The organism is Pseudomonas sp. Q11 (assembly GCF_024494355.1).
Lineage (GTDB): Bacteria > Pseudomonadota > Gammaproteobacteria > Pseudomonadales > Pseudomonadaceae > Aquipseudomonas > Aquipseudomonas hefeiensis.
Map to the genome: position 1 here is coordinate 41,716 of NZ_JAKNQY010000015.1, position 16,430 is coordinate 58,145.

At 61.7% G+C, this 16,430-nt stretch carries 16 protein-coding genes; 7 read left to right on the plus strand and 9 right to left on the minus strand.

All coding sequences use genetic code 11. The features are described from left to right. Positions 1 to 126: 126 nt before the first annotated feature. The gene (locus tag MA884_RS16700; RefSeq protein ID WP_256231541.1) at positions 127 to 1,131 is read left to right on the plus strand and encodes an NADP-dependent oxidoreductase; all 1,005 of its coding nucleotides are present in this window, start codon (positions 127 to 129) and stop codon (positions 1,129 to 1,131) included. Positions 1,132 to 1,254: 123 nt separating this feature from the next. On the opposite strand, the gene pyrF is transcribed toward MA884_RS16700, so the two are convergent. Further along, positions 1,255 to 1,953, minus strand: coding sequence for an orotidine-5'-phosphate decarboxylase (pyrF, locus tag MA884_RS16705; protein WP_256231542.1), 699 nt, complete (start codon positions 1,951 to 1,953; stop codon positions 1,255 to 1,257). Between the two features lie 291 nt (positions 1,954 to 2,244). On the opposite strand from pyrF, the gene MA884_RS16710 reads away from it, so the two are divergent. From MA884_RS16710 to MA884_RS16720, 3 genes are all read left to right on the plus strand, one after another. Then, positions 2,245 to 3,003, plus strand: coding sequence for a response regulator (locus MA884_RS16710; protein WP_256231543.1), 759 nt, complete (start codon positions 2,245 to 2,247; stop codon positions 3,001 to 3,003). Beyond that, positions 3,003 to 4,049, plus strand: a complete 1,047-nt coding sequence (locus MA884_RS16715) for a HAMP domain-containing sensor histidine kinase (RefSeq protein ID WP_256231544.1) — start codon at positions 3,003 to 3,005, stop codon at positions 4,047 to 4,049. Before MA884_RS16710 ends, MA884_RS16715 begins: the two co-directional genes overlap by 1 nt. 240 nt (positions 4,050 to 4,289) lie before the next feature. Further along, the gene (locus MA884_RS16720) at positions 4,290 to 4,595 is read left to right on the plus strand and encodes a hypothetical protein (protein ID WP_256231545.1); all 306 of its coding nucleotides are present in this window, start codon (positions 4,290 to 4,292) and stop codon (positions 4,593 to 4,595) included. Between the two features lie 193 nt (positions 4,596 to 4,788). On the opposite strand, the gene MA884_RS16725 is transcribed toward MA884_RS16720, so the two are convergent. The 8 genes from MA884_RS16725 to MA884_RS16760 form a co-directional block, all read right to left on the minus strand. Then, the gene (locus MA884_RS16725; RefSeq protein ID WP_256231546.1) at positions 4,789 to 5,826 is read right to left on the minus strand and encodes an AI-2E family transporter; all 1,038 of its coding nucleotides are present in this window, start codon (positions 5,824 to 5,826) and stop codon (positions 4,789 to 4,791) included. 62 nt (positions 5,827 to 5,888) lie between these two features. Further along, positions 5,889 to 6,695, minus strand: coding sequence for a DUF4892 domain-containing protein (locus MA884_RS16730; RefSeq protein ID WP_256231639.1), 807 nt, complete (start codon positions 6,693 to 6,695; stop codon positions 5,889 to 5,891). A gap of 143 nt (positions 6,696 to 6,838) precedes the next feature. Continuing rightward, the gene (locus MA884_RS16735) at positions 6,839 to 7,690 is read right to left on the minus strand and encodes an alpha/beta hydrolase (RefSeq protein WP_256231547.1); all 852 of its coding nucleotides are present in this window, start codon (positions 7,688 to 7,690) and stop codon (positions 6,839 to 6,841) included. Next, the gene (locus tag MA884_RS16740) at positions 7,687 to 8,481 is read right to left on the minus strand and encodes an alpha/beta fold hydrolase (RefSeq protein WP_256231548.1); all 795 of its coding nucleotides are present in this window, start codon (positions 8,479 to 8,481) and stop codon (positions 7,687 to 7,689) included. Before MA884_RS16740 ends, MA884_RS16735 begins: the two co-directional genes overlap by 4 nt. 275 nt (positions 8,482 to 8,756) lie before the next feature. Then, positions 8,757 to 9,200 carry a hotdog fold thioesterase gene (locus tag MA884_RS16745; RefSeq protein ID WP_256231549.1) on the minus strand — a complete coding sequence of 148 codons (444 nt, stop codon included), beginning with the start codon at positions 9,198 to 9,200 and terminating at the stop codon, positions 8,757 to 8,759. A gap of 37 nt (positions 9,201 to 9,237) precedes the next feature. Further along, entirely contained in the window at positions 9,238 to 9,690 is a 453-nt protein-coding gene (gene sixA, locus MA884_RS16750; RefSeq protein WP_256231550.1) for a phosphohistidine phosphatase SixA, read from the minus strand. Further along, a complete protein-coding gene (locus MA884_RS16755; RefSeq protein WP_214913404.1) occupies positions 9,687 to 10,034 on the minus strand; it encodes a DUF4389 domain-containing protein in 348 nt (115 codons plus the stop codon). Before MA884_RS16755 ends, sixA begins: the two co-directional genes overlap by 4 nt. 30 nt (positions 10,035 to 10,064) lie before the next feature. Further along, entirely contained in the window at positions 10,065 to 11,090 is a 1,026-nt protein-coding gene (locus tag MA884_RS16760) for an NAD(P)H-dependent glycerol-3-phosphate dehydrogenase (protein WP_256231551.1), read from the minus strand. A 164-nt stretch (positions 11,091 to 11,254) separates the two neighbouring features. On the opposite strand from MA884_RS16760, the gene MA884_RS16765 reads away from it, so the two are divergent. The 3 genes from MA884_RS16765 to MA884_RS16775 are packed head-to-tail and all read left to right on the plus strand — an operon-like array spanning position 11,255 to position 16,251. After that, entirely contained in the window at positions 11,255 to 13,414 is a 2,160-nt protein-coding gene (locus MA884_RS16765) for a TonB-dependent siderophore receptor (RefSeq protein ID WP_305519123.1), read from the plus strand. Next, positions 13,415 to 14,347: an ABC transporter substrate-binding protein gene (locus MA884_RS16770; protein ID WP_256231553.1), complete on the plus strand. Its 933-nt coding sequence runs from the start codon at positions 13,415 to 13,417 to the stop codon at positions 14,345 to 14,347. Next, positions 14,344 to 16,251, plus strand: coding sequence for an ATP-binding protein (locus tag MA884_RS16775; protein WP_256231554.1), 1,908 nt, complete (start codon positions 14,344 to 14,346; stop codon positions 16,249 to 16,251). Before MA884_RS16770 ends, MA884_RS16775 begins: the two co-directional genes overlap by 4 nt. Positions 16,252 to 16,430 lie beyond the last annotated feature (179 nt).

Below are 16,430 nucleotides of genomic sequence, written 5' to 3' on the forward strand. Positions count from 1 at the left end.
CAGTGATAACGGGGCCGAGGCCATTATCACTGGGTTCGATCGAACTGCATTCGCTGCATCAGCAAACCTTGCGGCAAACGCTTCGAAGGTCTATCAACAAGGCTTCATTCATCTTGAGTGCCAGCCATGACTGCCCAGACCAATCGCCAGTTCCTGCTCGCCAAACGCCCGGTGGGCGCGGCGACCCGTGAGACTTTCACCTATCAGCAAGTACCGGTCGGCGAACCGGCAGCCGGTCAGATTCTGGTGAAGAACGAATATCTGTCCCTGGATCCGGCCATGCGCGGCTGGATGAACGAAGGCAAGTCTTACATCCCGCCGGTAGGCATTGGTGAAGTGATGCGCGCCTTGGGCGTAGGCCAGGTGGTTGCTTCGAACAACCCGGGCTTCGCGGTCGGGGACTACGTTAACGGTGCACTGGGTGTGCAAGATTATTTCCTCGGCGAGCCGCGAGGTTTCTACAAGGTTGATCCGAAACTTGCGCCATTGCCGCGTTATTTGTCAGCGTTGGGCATGACCGGCATGACTGCCTATTTCGCCCTGCTGGACGTTGGTGCGCCCAAGGCCGGCGAGACGGTAGTGCTCTCGGGTGCCGCCGGTGCGGTGGGTAGCATCGCCGGGCAAATCGCCAAGATCAAAGGTTGCCGAGTGGTGGGCATCGCCGGCGGGGCCGACAAATGCAAATTCCTGATCGATGAGCTGGGCTTCGACGGTGCCATCGACTACAAGAACGAAGACGTCCATGCCGGCCTCAAGCGCGAATGCCCCAAAGGCGTGGATGTGTATTTCGATAACGTCGGCGGCGACATCCTCGATACGGTGCTCAGCCGCTTGAACCTCAAGGCCCGCGTAGTGATCTGCGGTGCCATCAGCCAGTACAACAACAAAGAAGCGGTCAAAGGCCCGGCCAACTACCTGTCGCTGCTGGTCAACCGGGCGCGCATGGAAGGTTTCGTGGTCATGGACTACGCCTCGCAATTCGCCGCCGCCGGGCAGGAAATGGCCGGCTGGATGGCCAAGGGGCAGCTCAAGAGCAAGGAAGACATCGTGGAAGGGCTGGAGACATTCCCCGAGACTCTGACCAAATTGTTCAGCGGGGAAAATTTCGGGAAGCTTGTATTGAAGGTCTAACTCAAAACAACCAGTGGGAGCGGGCTTGCTCGCGAAGGCGGTGGGTCAGACAGCACAACTGGCGCCTGACACTCCGCTTTCGCGAGCAAGCCCGCTCCCACAAGGGGAAACCTCGGCGTTTGATCAGGCCAGTTCGGCCACCACCGCCGCCAGCGCCTTGGCCGGATCCGCCGCCTGGCTGATCGGTCGGCCGATCACCAGGTAGTCGGAACCGGCGTCCAGTGCCTGACGCGGGGTCAGGATGCGGCGTTGATCGTCTTGGGCGCTGCCCGCCGGACGAATCCCGGGGGTCACCAGTTGCAAGGTCGGGTGTGCCGTTTTCAGCGCACCGGCTTCCAGCGCCGAACATACCAGACCGTCCATGCCGGCCTTCTGCGCCAGCGCCGCCAGGCGCAGCACCTGTTCCTGAGGCTCGATATCCAGACCGATGCCGGCCAAGTCCTCGCGCTCCATGCTGGTCAGCACGGTCACGCCGATCAGCAACGGTTTTGGACCGCTGCGCTGATCCAGCACCTCACGACAGGCCGCCATCATGCGCAGGCCGCCGGAACAATGCACGTTGACCATCCACACCCCCATCTCGGCGGCAGCCTTGACGGCCATGGCGGTGGTATTGGGAATATCGTGGAATTTCAAATCCAGGAATACTTCAAAACCCTTGTCACGCAGGGTCCCGACGATTTCCGAAGCGCAACTGGTGAACAGCTCCTTGCCGACTTTAACCCGGCACAGCTTGGGGTCCAACTGGTCGGCCAGCTTCAGGGCGGCGTCACGGGTAGGGAAATCCAAGGCAACGATGATGGGCGTCTGGCAGGCGGACATGAGCGGGCTCTCAGGCAAGTCGAAATCGGCGCGCATTGTAGCGGAACCAGCGCCCGTGCGGGACCCGATGATCGGTAAATCCTCATCGCGCCCGGACAGCATGGACGATGCCGGCCTTTGTGTCGAAGTCGATACACTCATGACACGCGCACAACACGCCGGCACGCTACCGTCTGGCGCCGCACCCCCGTCCTTTCAGCGCTTCACGCCTCACGGCACGAAGCCTATGCTGAAGCCTCAACCTCGCCGCCTTCTTTGCGGTTGGCAGCCTACCTGGCAGATGATGCATCCATGCAGAACACCCCTGTTGCAAATTCTGACGATCAAAAAACGCCCGACGATGACAAGCGCTGGAGCACCCGGGCGTTGATCGTCGATGACGATGTGCCGATCCGCGAGCTGCTGATCGATTATCTGGCCCGTTTCAGCATACGCGCCAGCGGCGTGACCGATGGCGCGGCCATGCGCCTGGCGATGCAGGCCGAGCATTTCGACGTGGTCGTGCTCGACCTGATGCTGCCGGGCGAAGACGGCTTGCAACTGTGTCGCTGGTTACGCGCCGAATCGGACATTCCGATCCTGATGCTCACCGCCCGGTGCGAGCCCACCGACCGCATCATCGGCCTGGAGCTGGGCGCCGACGATTACATGGCCAAACCTTTCGAACCCAGGGAACTGGTGGCGCGGATCCAGACTATCCTGCGTCGGGTACGCGACGACCGTACCGAACAACGGGCCAATATTCGCTTCGATAACTGGCGGCTCAACAGTGTGCTGCGCCAGCTGATCTCCGCTGACGGACTCGTGGTGCCGTTGTCCAACGCCGAGTTCCGGCTGTTGTGGGTGTTCATCGAACGACCGCGCCGGGTACTGAGCCGCGAACAGTTGCTGGACGCCGCCCGTGGGCGCTCCATCGAGGCGTTCGACCGCAGCATCGATCTGCTGGTCTCACGCCTGCGCCAAAAGCTGGGTGACGACCCCAAGGCGCCGCAACTGATCAAGACCGTACGCGGTGAAGGCTACCTGTTTGATGCCAGGGACATCGGCTGATGCGCTTGCGCCTCGACACCTTGTTCGGCCGCCTGTTTGGCGTGCTGTTGTTGGCGATCATCCTGGCGCACCTGTTGGCCTTTGCCTGGTTTTTTTATTACGGCCCACCACCGCCCCCCGGGCCACCGCCAGAATTTTCCCGGCAAGGCGAAGGTCCAGCGCGCTTTAACCCGCCCCCTCAACACACTCAACGTCCCTGGTTCGGAGGCCCGGTGGTACCGCTGACCTTTCAGTTCGTGTGTCTGATCATCGCCGCCTGGTACGGTGCAAAACTGCTGACCCGGCCTATCCAGCGCCTGAGCGATGCCGCCGAACGCCTGAGCGAAAACCTCGACAGCCCACCGCTGGACGAAACCGGCCCCCGGGAAGCCCGCCAGGCTGCCCATACGTTCAACCTCATGCAACAGCGAATTCGCGAGCAGGTGCAGCAGCGTTCGCGCATGCTCGGTGCGGTGTCCCACGACCTGCGCACTCCGCTTTCACGGCTCAAGCTGCGCCTGGAACAGATCGGTGACATCAAGCTGCAGGGCCAGATGCGTCAGGACCTGGACGATATGATTGGCATGCTCGATGCCACCCTGACCTATTTGCACGAACAGCGCACCAGTGAAGCGCTGCAATGGATGGACGTGCAGGCCCTGGTGGAATCATTGAGCGAAAACGCCCAGGACCAGGGCGCCGATGTGCAGGTCAGCGGCGCCTGCGCCCCACTGCAGGTGCAACCCATGGCACTGCGCTCGTGCCTTAACAACCTCATCGACAACGCGCTGCGCTATGCCGGCCATGCCTTGGTAACCCTGCAAGACCAGCAACATCAGGTACTGATCCGGGTCATCGACCACGGCCCCGGTATCGCGGCAGATAAACGCGAAGCGGTGTTCGAACCCTTCTATCGCCTGGAAGGCTCACGCAACCGCAACTCCGGCGGTGTCGGCCTGGGCATGACCATCGCCCGTGAAGCCACCGAACGCCTGGGCGGGCAGTTGAGCCTGGAAGAGACGCCGGGGGGTGGGTTGACGGCAGTGATCCGCTTACCGCGCACCTGACCTCCTGCGAAACACCTTCCCCGGTGGGAGCGAGCCTGCTCGCGATTATGCCGGCACATCCAGCACAAATGTTACAGCCAGACCGCTATCGCGAGCAGGCTCGCTCCCACAAGGTCCGGGACAGGTCCGAATGCTTATGTATGTACACCGGTACAAACCCCACACACCCACGACAACTGCGCCATCGAGGCTGCATAAGCCGGTACACCCACCGGTTACCCCAGTCCAAGGAGAGCGCACATGATCGGTAGCGTCAGCAGTTACCCGAGCTATACCAGCACCAGCAGTGCCCGCAATCAGCAGTTTCAAAAGGAGCTGCTCAGCAAGCTCGACGCCGATGGTGATGGTGATGGTGATGGTGATGGTGATGGCAGTATCGTCGCCAGTGAACTGACCAGCGCCTTGCAAATTAGCAGCAACAGCGACAGCTCCACCGACCAGACCAATGTCAGTGAAGCGCTGAGCAAGATGATCGCCAACCTCAGCCGGCAATACTCGCTGGATGACGTTGCCACCGTGGGGAAATACCTGAACGTAGCGACTTGATTCATCAAGGCTGCACTTGTATGCACTTGTAGGAGCTGCCGAAGGTTGCAATCTTTTGATCTTTCGCTTGAGATTCAAGTGTCAGGGAAAAGATCGCAGCCTCGTTGCACTCGACAGCTCCTACACAGCTCCTACACCGCTCCTGCGCCCTAGCGGGAGCAAGCTCCCTCGCCACAGATGCTCGGCAATCGAACTATCGCGCCTGGCTTTTGCTCCAGTCCGTCAACAGGCTGTAGGCCACCGCCAGCAGGGTCGGGCCAATGAACAGTCCGATGAAACCGAAGGCGATCAACCCACCGAACACCCCCAGTAACACGATCACCAGCGGCAAGTTTCCGCCACGGCTGATCAGGTAGGGTTTGAGCACGTTGTCTACGCCGCTGATGATGAACGTGCCCCAGATGCCCAGGAACACCGCCATCCCGTATTCGCCCTTCCACGCCAGCCACGCCGTGGCGGGAATCCAGACCAGGGGCGGCCCCATGGGAATCAGGCTGAGCAGGAAGGTGACGATGCCCAGCACCAATGCCCCCGGTACGCCAGCGATCAGGAAACCAATCAGCGCCAGCACCGCCTGGGCTGCCGCGGTACCGATCACACCGTTGACCACACGCTGCACAGTACCGGCCACCAGTTCGATGTAGTAACCGGCACGGTCACCGATCAGACGCTCCAGCAACCCGTGCACGAACACCGCCAGGCGCGGGCCGTCACGGTAGAAGAAGAACACGAACACGATGCTCAGGGTCAGTTCGAGGATGCCGCCGCCGATCTGCGCACTGCGGGCCAGCAGCCAGTTGCCGACCTGTCCCAGGTACGGCCTGACGGACACCATCATCGCCGCACCCTGCTGATCGATGCTGTTCCAGATACCCACCAACCGGCCACCCACCAGCGGTACGCCCGCCAGCCATACCGGGGGATCGGGCAGACCATCGACCTGCACATTCTTGACGAATGCCGTGGCATCGCGCACATGATCGGCCAGGTTGAAGCCCAGCCACACCAGTGGCACCGCCACCAGCACCATCCAGCCCACCGTCAGCAAAGCCGCAGCCAGGGACTCGCGACCGTTGACCCAGCGGGTCAGCAGGCGCATCAGCGGCCAACTGGCAAACGCCAGGACCGCGCCCCAGAACAGCGCCGACCAGAACGGAGCCATCACCCAGAAACTTGCACCGAACAACACCAGGAGCAGGATCTGCACCAACAGCCGATCGTTATTGAGCATGTCAGGTCTCGAAATATGAACAAGGCCGGGGTGACGGCGTGAAGCACGTCACCCGAAACAGCTTATCGCAGCAGCTCAAGATGCAGGCCCGCCGCATCGCCCCTGGCAGCCTCCATTCGCGCCGCCCGGACACCCTGGTCAATCAACGCTTGCCGCCAGGCCTCGGCCTGGGGACCGGCGACAGTGACCCGAAGGCCCGTATCCAGGTTCAGCGCCCGGGATAGCAGACGCAACCAGGTTTCGTCTGGTTCGCCGACCAGGCGCGGCAAGTCCAGCACGCCGGTATCCTTGAGTTGGCGCAACAGCGTGGCCGATGTGGGCAGCAGGTTCCCCAGCGAGGCGTTTGCCTCGAACTGTTCGACGTGCAGGTAAGCCTTGCGATTGCCGCGAGTAATGCCATACAGCGCAATCAGCGTGTTGTCCGCGGGTGGCGCCAGGCGCAACAGCAGGTAAGCCTGACCGTTATCGGCGCCGTAGAGCTTGGCATTGCCAAACACTTCGTTGGCCCACAGGCTGCTTTCGCCGCAATCACGGGCCTGGCACCAGAACAACAGTTGCGCGTCCTGTTTCTGCAAGGCTTCACGGGCGGCGGTAAAGGCCTGGGTGGCGGAGTGTTCCGGCGGCAGTTCGTAGGTCACCGACGTGGTGTTGCCACGGGCATCGACCTGGCCGTCGAAACGCAACTGGCCGCTGATCTTGCGGATCGAACCCAGGGGATAAATCCGCTCCAGGTCAGTGGTTTGCCGGTAATCGACAATTTGCGCGTCGGGCATGCGGGGCACCCCCTCCAGGTCCCGACTGCCAGGAACATCGGCGGCAAACGATGCCGGGCTGAAGCAGGCCAGCGTAAGCAAGGCGAATGAATGAATGGATAATTTCATCGGATCGGCATGGCCTGGGTCTCTGGGGTGGGGCCGGTGTCATCAATGCGCTGCGAGGCCGCTAAACAGAGATCTGTCATGGTTGTCTCCCTTTTTCAACCCGCCCAGCCTCGACAGTTGCCGGGCGCAAGTCAAGAAACGGTGAAGAACCGATTGAAACAGTCTGCTACAAGCGCGGCGCCGTCCTCGTCGTTCAGGTGCAAATGATGACCGCCGGGCAACCGTTCATGACTGAAGGGTAGACGCTCCAGCAACTCGGGGTGTCGGGCGAGCATGCCGTCGGCAGCCACCACCAGATGCGCCGGACAAGCGACCCGCGCCACGAAGGCCATGGCCTGTTCGTCGGTCAGGCGTAGCGGCGATGGCAAGGTCAGGCGATTGTCGGTGCGCCAGGTGTAGCCTCCCGGCACCGGCATCAGGCCGCGCTGGGCCAGCAACTCGGCGGCTTCGCGGCTGACCGCAACCAACCCTTTCATGCGCGCCTCAATGGCCCGGTCGAGGGTTTTGTAGACCGGTTTTCGTTTTTGTTGCAAATCCAGCTGCGCCTGCAAAGCCATGCCCATGCGTTCGGCGGCATTGTCACCTTTGTCCGTGGGAGGGATCACCCCGTCGATCAGCCCCAGGTGCGTGACCCGTTCGGGCAAGGCTGCGGCGAGCACCAGCGAAACGATGGCGCCCATGGAATGCCCCAGCAGAGCGAAACGCGCCAGGCCCAGTTGTTCGGCGACTTGCAGCACATCATGGGCATAGTCCCACAGGGCATAGCCGGCACCGGGCGGGCGATGCCCGGAGTGACCGTGACCGGCCATGTCCAAGGCAATGACCCGCAAGCCCTCAAGCCGGGGGGCCAGCCGGGCGAAGCTGTTGGCGTTGTCCAGCCAACCGTGCAAGGCGATCACCGGCCGGCCATCCTCCGGCCCGAACAGGTGGGCCGCCAGTTCAATGTGGGGCAGGCTCAGACGGACTTCTTCGACCACACTCATAAGCTGCGCCCTTCCCAGCGCTGAAAGAGGTCCTTGAGCAGTTTGGCCGTGTCCTGCGGACGTTCCAGGGGAAACATGTGGCCGCCGGGCATGCTCAGGGATTCGCCATGGGGCATTCGCCCCACCGAACGGGTGTGATGACGCATCACCACGCGACTCTGCCGGCCGCGCACCACCGCCAGCGGCACTTTGAGCATGCGGGCCCGCCCAGGACTGGTGTGTGGCACGCCGCGGTAAATGCTGATCTCCGTGGCCGGATCGAAGCGCAGCCGCAAGCGGTCGCCGACTTGCTGCAAGCCATGTTGCAGGTAGGCGTCGAAGCATTCCGGGTCAAACCCACGGAACAGTGTCTTGGCGGAAAAATACTGCCGGGCCGACTCCAGGTCAGTGAACTCTTCACGCCGACCCAACGTCCGTCCCGCCGGAGTCAGGCGATCGATGAACCCCAGGCGCTTGGCAGCCAGGATCACCCATTGATCGGCGCGGGTCAGCACCGGCGAATCGAGCATCACCACGCCACGATATAGCTGCGGGCAGCGCAATGCGGCATGCAGATGCAGAACGCCACCCAGGGAATGGCCGACGCCCCACACCGGTTCAGGTTGTTGCTCCAGGTGATGGATAAGTTCGTCCACCAGGTTGTGCCAATTATCGTCCGCCGGAAAACGCGGGTCATGGCCGTGCAACTCCAGATGCGCGACCTCGTACTGCGGCGCCAGCGCGGCGAACAGCTTGCCGTAAGTGGCCGAGGGAAAACCATTGGCGTGGGCGAAAAACACCTGTTGCGACATGACAGTGGATCCATGGGGAAACTGGAACCGATTGTCCGCACAACCCGGTGGCGCGGCAATGACCGTAACTGACAGCAATGGTGACAGGCACGGCTGGGTTATGAACCCGGCCCCATGCAAGAAGACGCTGCCCCCTGTAGGAGCTGTCGAGTGCAGCGAGGCTGCGATCTTTTCCCAGGCAACTGAGGCGAGAGTGAACGCTCATGGATCAGGATCAAAAGATCGCAGCCTGCGGCAGCTCCTACAGGGAAGGCGCCGCATGGTCCAACCAGGCTTCAGCGCGTCGGCGGCTGCTCGCCCAGCGGCACCACGGCCATGGTCAGGCGCGACACGCAGTTGACCTTGCCCTCGTCGTTGGTCAGGCGGATGTCCCAGACCTGGGTGGTACGGCCCAGATGGATCATCCGGGCCGTGGCCGTCACCCGACCGCTGCGCACACCGCGCAAGTGGTTGGCGTTGATCTCCAGGCCCACGCAATAGAACTTGCTGGTGTCCACGCACAGATAGGCGGCCATGGACCCGACCGTTTCAGCCAGCACCACCGACGCACCGCCATGCAACAGGCCGAATGGCTGATGGGTGCGGTGATCGACCACCATGCTGGCGGTCAGGGATTCGTCGTCGAAAGATTCGAAACGAATGTCCAGCACTTCGCTGATGGTGTTTTTACTTTTGAGGTTCAGTTGCTCGATGTTGGGGGTGGTGCGCCACAGACTCATCGTTGCCCTTCCTTTGTGATTTTCACGGTGCTCAATCTTATGGGTGCTTGATGCTCTTGAGCGCCATAGCCCCAGCCAAGGGCAGATCGCCCGCAAGCTCCGCCAGCCCGGCCGTTTGCACCTGCTCCGGTTGCTGCAAGTGCCCATGTTGGAGAAAACCCAGCAAGCTGCCCACCAGCGGGTTATGACTGACCAGCAGTACATCATCCTGATCCTTGAGGTGTTCCAGGACGGTTTGCGGACGGGTCTCCGGCGTGAGCCAGTCCACGGTGATCAGCGCCGGTTCAAAACCCAGTGCTTCACGCACCAGTTGGGCGGTCTGCTGGGCGCGTACATAAGGGCTGGCGTAGATGGCCCGCAACGGCTCGCCCATCAACCGGCCAGCGCTGCGCAGCACCTCTTCACGACCATGGAGGGTCAGGGTTCGCTCGGGATCGGGACGGGCACCATGGGGCTCGGCCTCACCATGACGCAATACCCAAAGCTTCATAGTTTCGGCTCCTCGTCCCGAACGGGATGCGGGGCCGGAGCCACGGCGTGAGGTGCTTCACCTTCCGGCGTGCGCGGGGTTGGCCAGTCCGCGAATGGCCAGGGCTTCTGGTCGCTGTGGAAGGTGCCGAAACGGCCAATCTGCGCCAGGAACTGGCTCAGGCTGTCACCAAAGTTCATCAGGCTGGCACTGGGCGCGCCATAGATCAGCCGGTAGATCAGTTGCACCAGCACCACCGCGCCCAGGATGAACTGCGCCACCTGCCAGACCAGCAGGTAAATCACCATCCACAACACACGCAGCAGGATGGACTCGTATCGGGCCTGCCCTTTTGGATCGTTCATGGTTCGCTCCTGCTTCTGATCAATTGAGGCTCAGTTGAAGCCACTGGTGGAAATAAAATCGACGTCGGTCTTGGGTTCGCCACGCATCAACAGTTCGATCACCTGTTCCAGCGTGCGCCCTTCGAACAGAATCGCATGCAACCCCGCGACCAGTGGCATGTAGACCCCAGACTCCTGAGACTTGGCCTTGAGTACCTTGAGCGTATTCACCCCTTCGGCCACTTCGCCCAGGCGCGACACGGCCTCTTCCAGGCTCAAACCCTGACCGAGGGCGAAGCCGACCTGGTAGTTGCGGCTCTTGGGGGAGGAACAGGTGACGATCAAGTCGCCGACCCCGGCCAGCCCCAGGAAGGTCATGGGATTGGCGCCCTGGTTGACGGCAAAACGGGTCATTTCCGCCAGCGCCCGAGTAATCAGCATGCTCTTGGTGTTCTCCCCCATACCCAGCGCCACCGCCATGCCGGCGATGATTGCATAGACGTTCTTCAGCGCCCCGCCCAGTTCCACACCGAAACGGTCGGCACTGGCGTAGACCCGAAAGGTGCGGCCATGCAGCGCGGCCTGGACCTGCTGACACAGCTCTTCGTCTTCACTGGCGACCACGGTGGCCGTCAGGGCATGCTCGGCGATCTCGCGCGCCAGGTTCGGCCCGGAAATCACGCCGATTCGAGCCTTCGGTGCAATTTCTTCGAGAATCTCGCTCATCAGCTTGAAGGTCTGGGCTTCGATCCCCTTGGTCAGGCTCACCAGCAATTTGCCGCTCAAGCGTTCGGCATGGGGCGCCAGGACCGAACGCAGGGCGCTGGACGGCAAGGCGACAAAAAACAGGTCGCAGTCCTGCAAAGTCGCCTGCAAGTCAGTCACCGGCTCAACTTCAGGGCGGATCTTGATGCCCTTGAGGTAACGCGGGTTCTCGCGATTGATCCGGATGGCCTCGGCCTGCTCCGGGTCACGCATCCATTGGCGTACCGGATGGCCGTTCTCGGCCAGCAGATTGGCCACGGCGGTACCGAAACTCCCGCCCCCCAGGACCGCAATCGGGCGCTGTTCAGTCATATGCAATCCGTTCATCCATACCAAGTGGCAATGTCGGGCATTATACGGAGCAGCCGGATCGCGACCAGCCCCGGCTACAATTACCGGCAGTTGTAGGAAGCTGACCATCAATTCCTAGGAAAATGCTGTCAACGTGAATGGAAAAGTCACTCACCTCGGTTAACATGCCCGCCATCCTCTCCGTAATCAAAGGCTGTGTCGTGTCCGTTGGCCCTTCCCGTTCAGGCTCGTCGCTATTATTGGCGCTGTTCATCAGCCAGCCAGTGCTGGCCGACGACTTGTTTGTCGACAGCCAACCCCTGCCCCAAGTGTTGACGGCCACGCGCCTGAAGCAATCGCCGGCGGCGGTGCCCGGCAGCATGACCGTGCTGGACAGCGAATTAATCAAGGCCAGCGGCGCCCGGGATATCAGCGAACTGCTGCGTCTGGTGCCGGGCATGATGGTCGGCAATATCAGCGGCAACCAGGCCGCCGTGAACTACCACGGCACCAACGCCACCGAAGCCCGGCGCATGCAGGTGCTGATCGACGGCCGCTCGGTGTATCGCGCCGGCCTGGCCACGGTGGACTGGAGCGATATTCCGGTGGCCATGGAGGACATCGAGCGGATCGAAGTCTTCCGCGGCCCCAACACCGTCAGCTACGGCGCCAATGCGCTGATGGCGGTGGTCAATATCATCACCCGCGCTCCGGCCGACAGCCATGGCACCCGCCTGAAAATCACCCGTGGCGAGCGTGGCATCAGCGACTGGTACGCCAGCCAGGGCAGCGGTTGGGAGGGCGGTGACCTGCGGCTCTCACTGTCCGGCCAGGAGGACGACGGCTTTGACAGTAACCGTAACGGCGCCGATTACCGCGACAGTCGACGCTTGAACCGTTTCAACCTGTCCGTCAGCCAGACCCTGAACGAACAGCAGAGCATCGACTGGCAACTGAACGCCAAGGACGGGACCAATCAGCGGCCTTATACCTACCATCCAGTGTTCGCCGGGATTACAGCCGCCGGGGATAATTCCGATGTTGTCGCCAAGGACTACGCCGGTTCGCTGCGCTGGAACCTGGACCTGAACCCCAACCACAGCCTTTATGTACAAGGCTCGATCCAGCACTGGGATCGTCAGCAGACCTGGCGTGCGTGCGATGCCGAGGTATCCTTCAGCCCGCAGTTGACCGATCTGTGGTTGCTCAATCCTAACTACGCCGAGAAGCTGGCGCGTAATATTCCCAGCTTCACCGGCACCGGTGCGCCACCCGGCACCCCACAGGAACAGGCGCTGGCCAATCAGGTGCTCGATCAATGGCGCAACGGCGCCTCGCAAACCCTGTGCGGCGATATCGATCAGAGCGCCCGTGAGTCGCGCTACGACCTGGAAATCCAGGACACCCTGAGCCTGTCCGACAGCTTGCGACTGGTTACCGGAGCAAACTATCGCTACGACCGGGCCGACTCAGAGACGTACTTCAACGGCACGCTGGACGACACCACCTGGCGCTTGTTCGGTCAACTGGAGTGGCGGGCCAGCGAGCATTGGCTGGTACAGGGCGGCGCGATGTTCGAAGACACTCACCTGACCGGCAGCTCGCTGACGCCGCGGGTGGCAGTCAACTACCTGATCACCCCGCGTCATGGCCTGCGGGCGGTGTACTCCGAGGCGGTGCGCTCGCCGGACATGTTCGAGAACAATGTCAATTGGAGTTATCAGGTCACCAACCTCAAGCCCACCGCCTTCGGCCAGAGCAGCGCCCGTTACTTTGTCCAGACCCGAGGCCCAGGGAACCTGGACCAGGAGCACATGCGCTCCCGGGAACTGGGCTACAACGGTTATTTCATGAACCTGGGGCTGGCGGTCGATGTGAAGCTGTTCCATGACGAAATCACCGGCATGATCAGCGAACCCCTGCGCAACAATCAGTACATTGCCAGCAACGCCAATGAATCACAGTTTTCCGGGGCCGAAACCCAGTTCGACTGGCGCGTCAGCAGCGCCGACCGCCTGCGCCTGACCTATGCCTACGTCGATGCCCTGGCCAGTAACGCCCTCGACGAACAGCCGACCGCTCGCAACAGTGGTTCGGCCGGCTGGCTGCGGGACTGGGGCCAAGGCTGGAACAGTGCGGTGTTCTATTATGGCGCCGACGCTCTCAACGGCTATCGCTTTGAACGAATCGACACCCGCCTCGCCAAACGCATTCCTTTGGGCAAGGCCAATCTGGAACTGGCGGGCGTCCTGCAACAGCGCCTCGACAACCAGCCCACCACGTTTGTCGACAACCACTACGACTCCCGTCACGTCCTGTACTTCACCGCGGAGTTGTCGTTCTAGATGTCCCGGGGTCGATCGCGCAAGACGCCCTTTCGTGGCCGCCTGCCGCTGGCGCTGTGCCTGGTGTTTGCAGGTTGGCTGGCAACGATCGAGGCCCGGGCTGCCGAGATTGTACTGACCGGCGTGCATAACAGTCCTGGTGTGCAGTCTTTCACCCAGGCCCTGAAGGCCTTGCGCCCCGAGGACGAAGTCAGGTTTACGCCACTGGCCAGCCTGCCGGCGCCCGGCAAACTGCCACGCAATGTCCGCCTGATCTTGCTTGACCAGCCCAGCCTCGACTGGCGCCTGCAGGAAACCCACGGACCGGCCACCCTGGTATTGCGGATCAGCCGCCAACAAGCCCGGGACCGCCTGGGCGAGACAACGCCCGATCACCTGAGCCTGTTGTGGAGCGATCCGCCGCTGGCGCGGCAATTGCGCCTGATTCGCGCGATCCTTCCGCAAATGCGTAGGGTTGGCGTGCTGTTCGACGGGCACAGCGAATTCCTCCTCAAGGAAATCCGCCAGGCTGCGACGCCGCTGGGCCTGGAGATCGTGAGTGAACGCTGGGACGACACCAGTGACAGCCGCCCCCTGCAAAAATTACTGGGCCGCAGTGATGTGCTGCTGGGGCTCGACGACCCCGATCTGTACAACCCCAAGACGGTAAAGAATCTGTTGCTCAGCAGCTATGCCCGGCAACGTGCGCTGATCGGGCCCAACGCCGCTTTCGTCAAGGCTGGCAGCTTGGCCAGTACCTACAGCGACCAGGAAGACTGGCTGGCAATTCTCGACGACTTGCTTGACCGCCCCGCCACCACCTGGCCCCGCAGCCTGTATCCGTCCCGCTTCAAAGTCCTGAGCAACCAGCAGGTCGCCCGTTCACTGGGAATCGAACCGATTGACGCCGAATCCGTCGCTGCACAGTTGGCCGAAGGAGAACAACGCCCATGACCTTGCGTCGCCGCTGGGACATCAATACCCGCACCCAGCTTATCGCCCTCGGCCCGGCGTTGCTGCTGACGGTGCTGTTGATCAGCTTCTTTACCTTCGTACGAATCCAGGACCTGCGCCAGGAACTCAACCACACCGGGCAGTTGATCGCCAACCAACTGGCCCCCGCCACGGAATATGGAGTGATCTCGGGCAATAACGAGGTGCTGGAAAGCCTGCTCACCGCCACGCTGGCCACGCCTCATGTGCGTTTTCTCGAGGTGCAAGACAGCACGGATCGGGTTGTGGTGTATGTCGAGCAACCCGCGCAAAGCCGCAATCATTCCCAACAGATCGAGGTTTTCCAGGCGCCGGTTCGCCTGCAGCGCATTGCCTTGAACAATGATTTTCTGCAAGGCAACAGCACGACCATCGAGGCGCCCGGTGAGGATTACCTGGGCCGGGTGATCGTCGGCATGTCCAGTGACGCTTTCAGCCAGCGACAGCAGGAAATCCTGCTCAAAGCCGCGATCCTGGCGCTGTTCGCCCTGCTGTTCACCTTCCTGGTGGCACGTCGCCTGGCGTCCAACCTGTCCCGACCAATACGCGACATCGGCAACGCAGTCATGGCAATCCAGCAAGGCGACTACAGCACGCCGCTGCCCATCGTCGACGATGCCGAACTGGGGGCCTTGTCGCGGCATATCAACAATCTGGCCGACGGTCTCGAGCAAGCCAGCCGTGAACAGCACCAGGCCATGGCGCAATTGATCAAAACCCGGGAAGAAGCGGAAAAGGCCAACAGCGCCAAGTCCGAATTCCTGGCGATGATGAGCCATGAACTGCGCACCCCCATGAACGGTGTACTGGGCATGCTGCAACTGCTGGAAACCACCGAGATGACGGAGGAGCAGTTCGAATACACAGCGCTGGCCAGCGAATCCACCGAGCACCTGTTGAAGGTCATCAACGACATCCTCGACTTCTCGCGCATCGAACGCTCGGCCCTGGAACTGGAGCACATCCCGTTCAGTCTGGCGGAGCTGGTTGCCAGTTGCGCCCAGGCGTTCCAGCACAGCGCCGCGCAACGCAAGCTGGGCCTGGACCTGCTGATCCCTGACGACATGCGGGCTTTACAGGTGCAAGGCGATCCAACGCGGATCCGGCAGATCCTGGTCAACCTGATCGGCAATGCCCTGAAATTTACCGAACAGGGCCGCGTCACCGTGCAATGCCAATGGCAGGCGCTGGATCACGAACTCCTGTGGTTTACCTGCACGGTGCGCGACAGTGGCATCGGGATTGCGACCGAAAGCCTGGAACGCATGTTCGATGCCTTCCAGCAAGCCGACAGTTCGATTTCCCGGCGCTACGGTGGCACCGGCCTGGGGCTGCCGATTGCCCGTACCCTGGCTGAGCGCATGGGGGGGACATTGCGCGCCCAGAGCGAAGAAGGCCGGGGCTCGGTGTTTACCCTGGAGATCCCTCTGGCCCTGTCGCAAAAGACACCGATGGCCCTGGCGCCAAGGCTCCCCGACGGCAACGGCAGCGGTCATGGCGAGGGCCGTAATGTGCTGCTGGTGGAAGACAATCCGGTGAACCAGACCGTGATCGAAGCCATGTTGCGCAGTCTGGGGTTCACCGTCAGCATTGCCGCCGACGGCGCCCAGGCCATCCGTAGCGCCGAAAGCCTGATGTTCGAGGCCATCCTGATGGATTGCCGGCTGCCCATCATCGATGGCTACGAAGCCACGCGACAGATCCGCCAGTTACCCGGCTGCGGCGAGGTGCCAATCATCGCCCTGACCGCCAATGCGCTGCAGGGCGACCGCGAAGCCTGCCTCGCGGCGGGCATGAACGATTACCTGGCCAAACCGTTCAAAAGAGTTGACCTGCAGCAGATTCTGCAGCGCTGGGTGCGTTAGTGCAGGCGTTTAGACCATCTGCGACTGGCGTGAAAGGCGAAAGTGCGGCAGTCTTAACCACCCGAACAAGTCCCGATTGGGGCTTGAATAAAAATTTCAGTGCACAGGTGTACATTCATTTCCCGTGTGCTGTGACTTTCACTACAACGCAATAGTCTATGAGTAGGCTGTCGATTCGA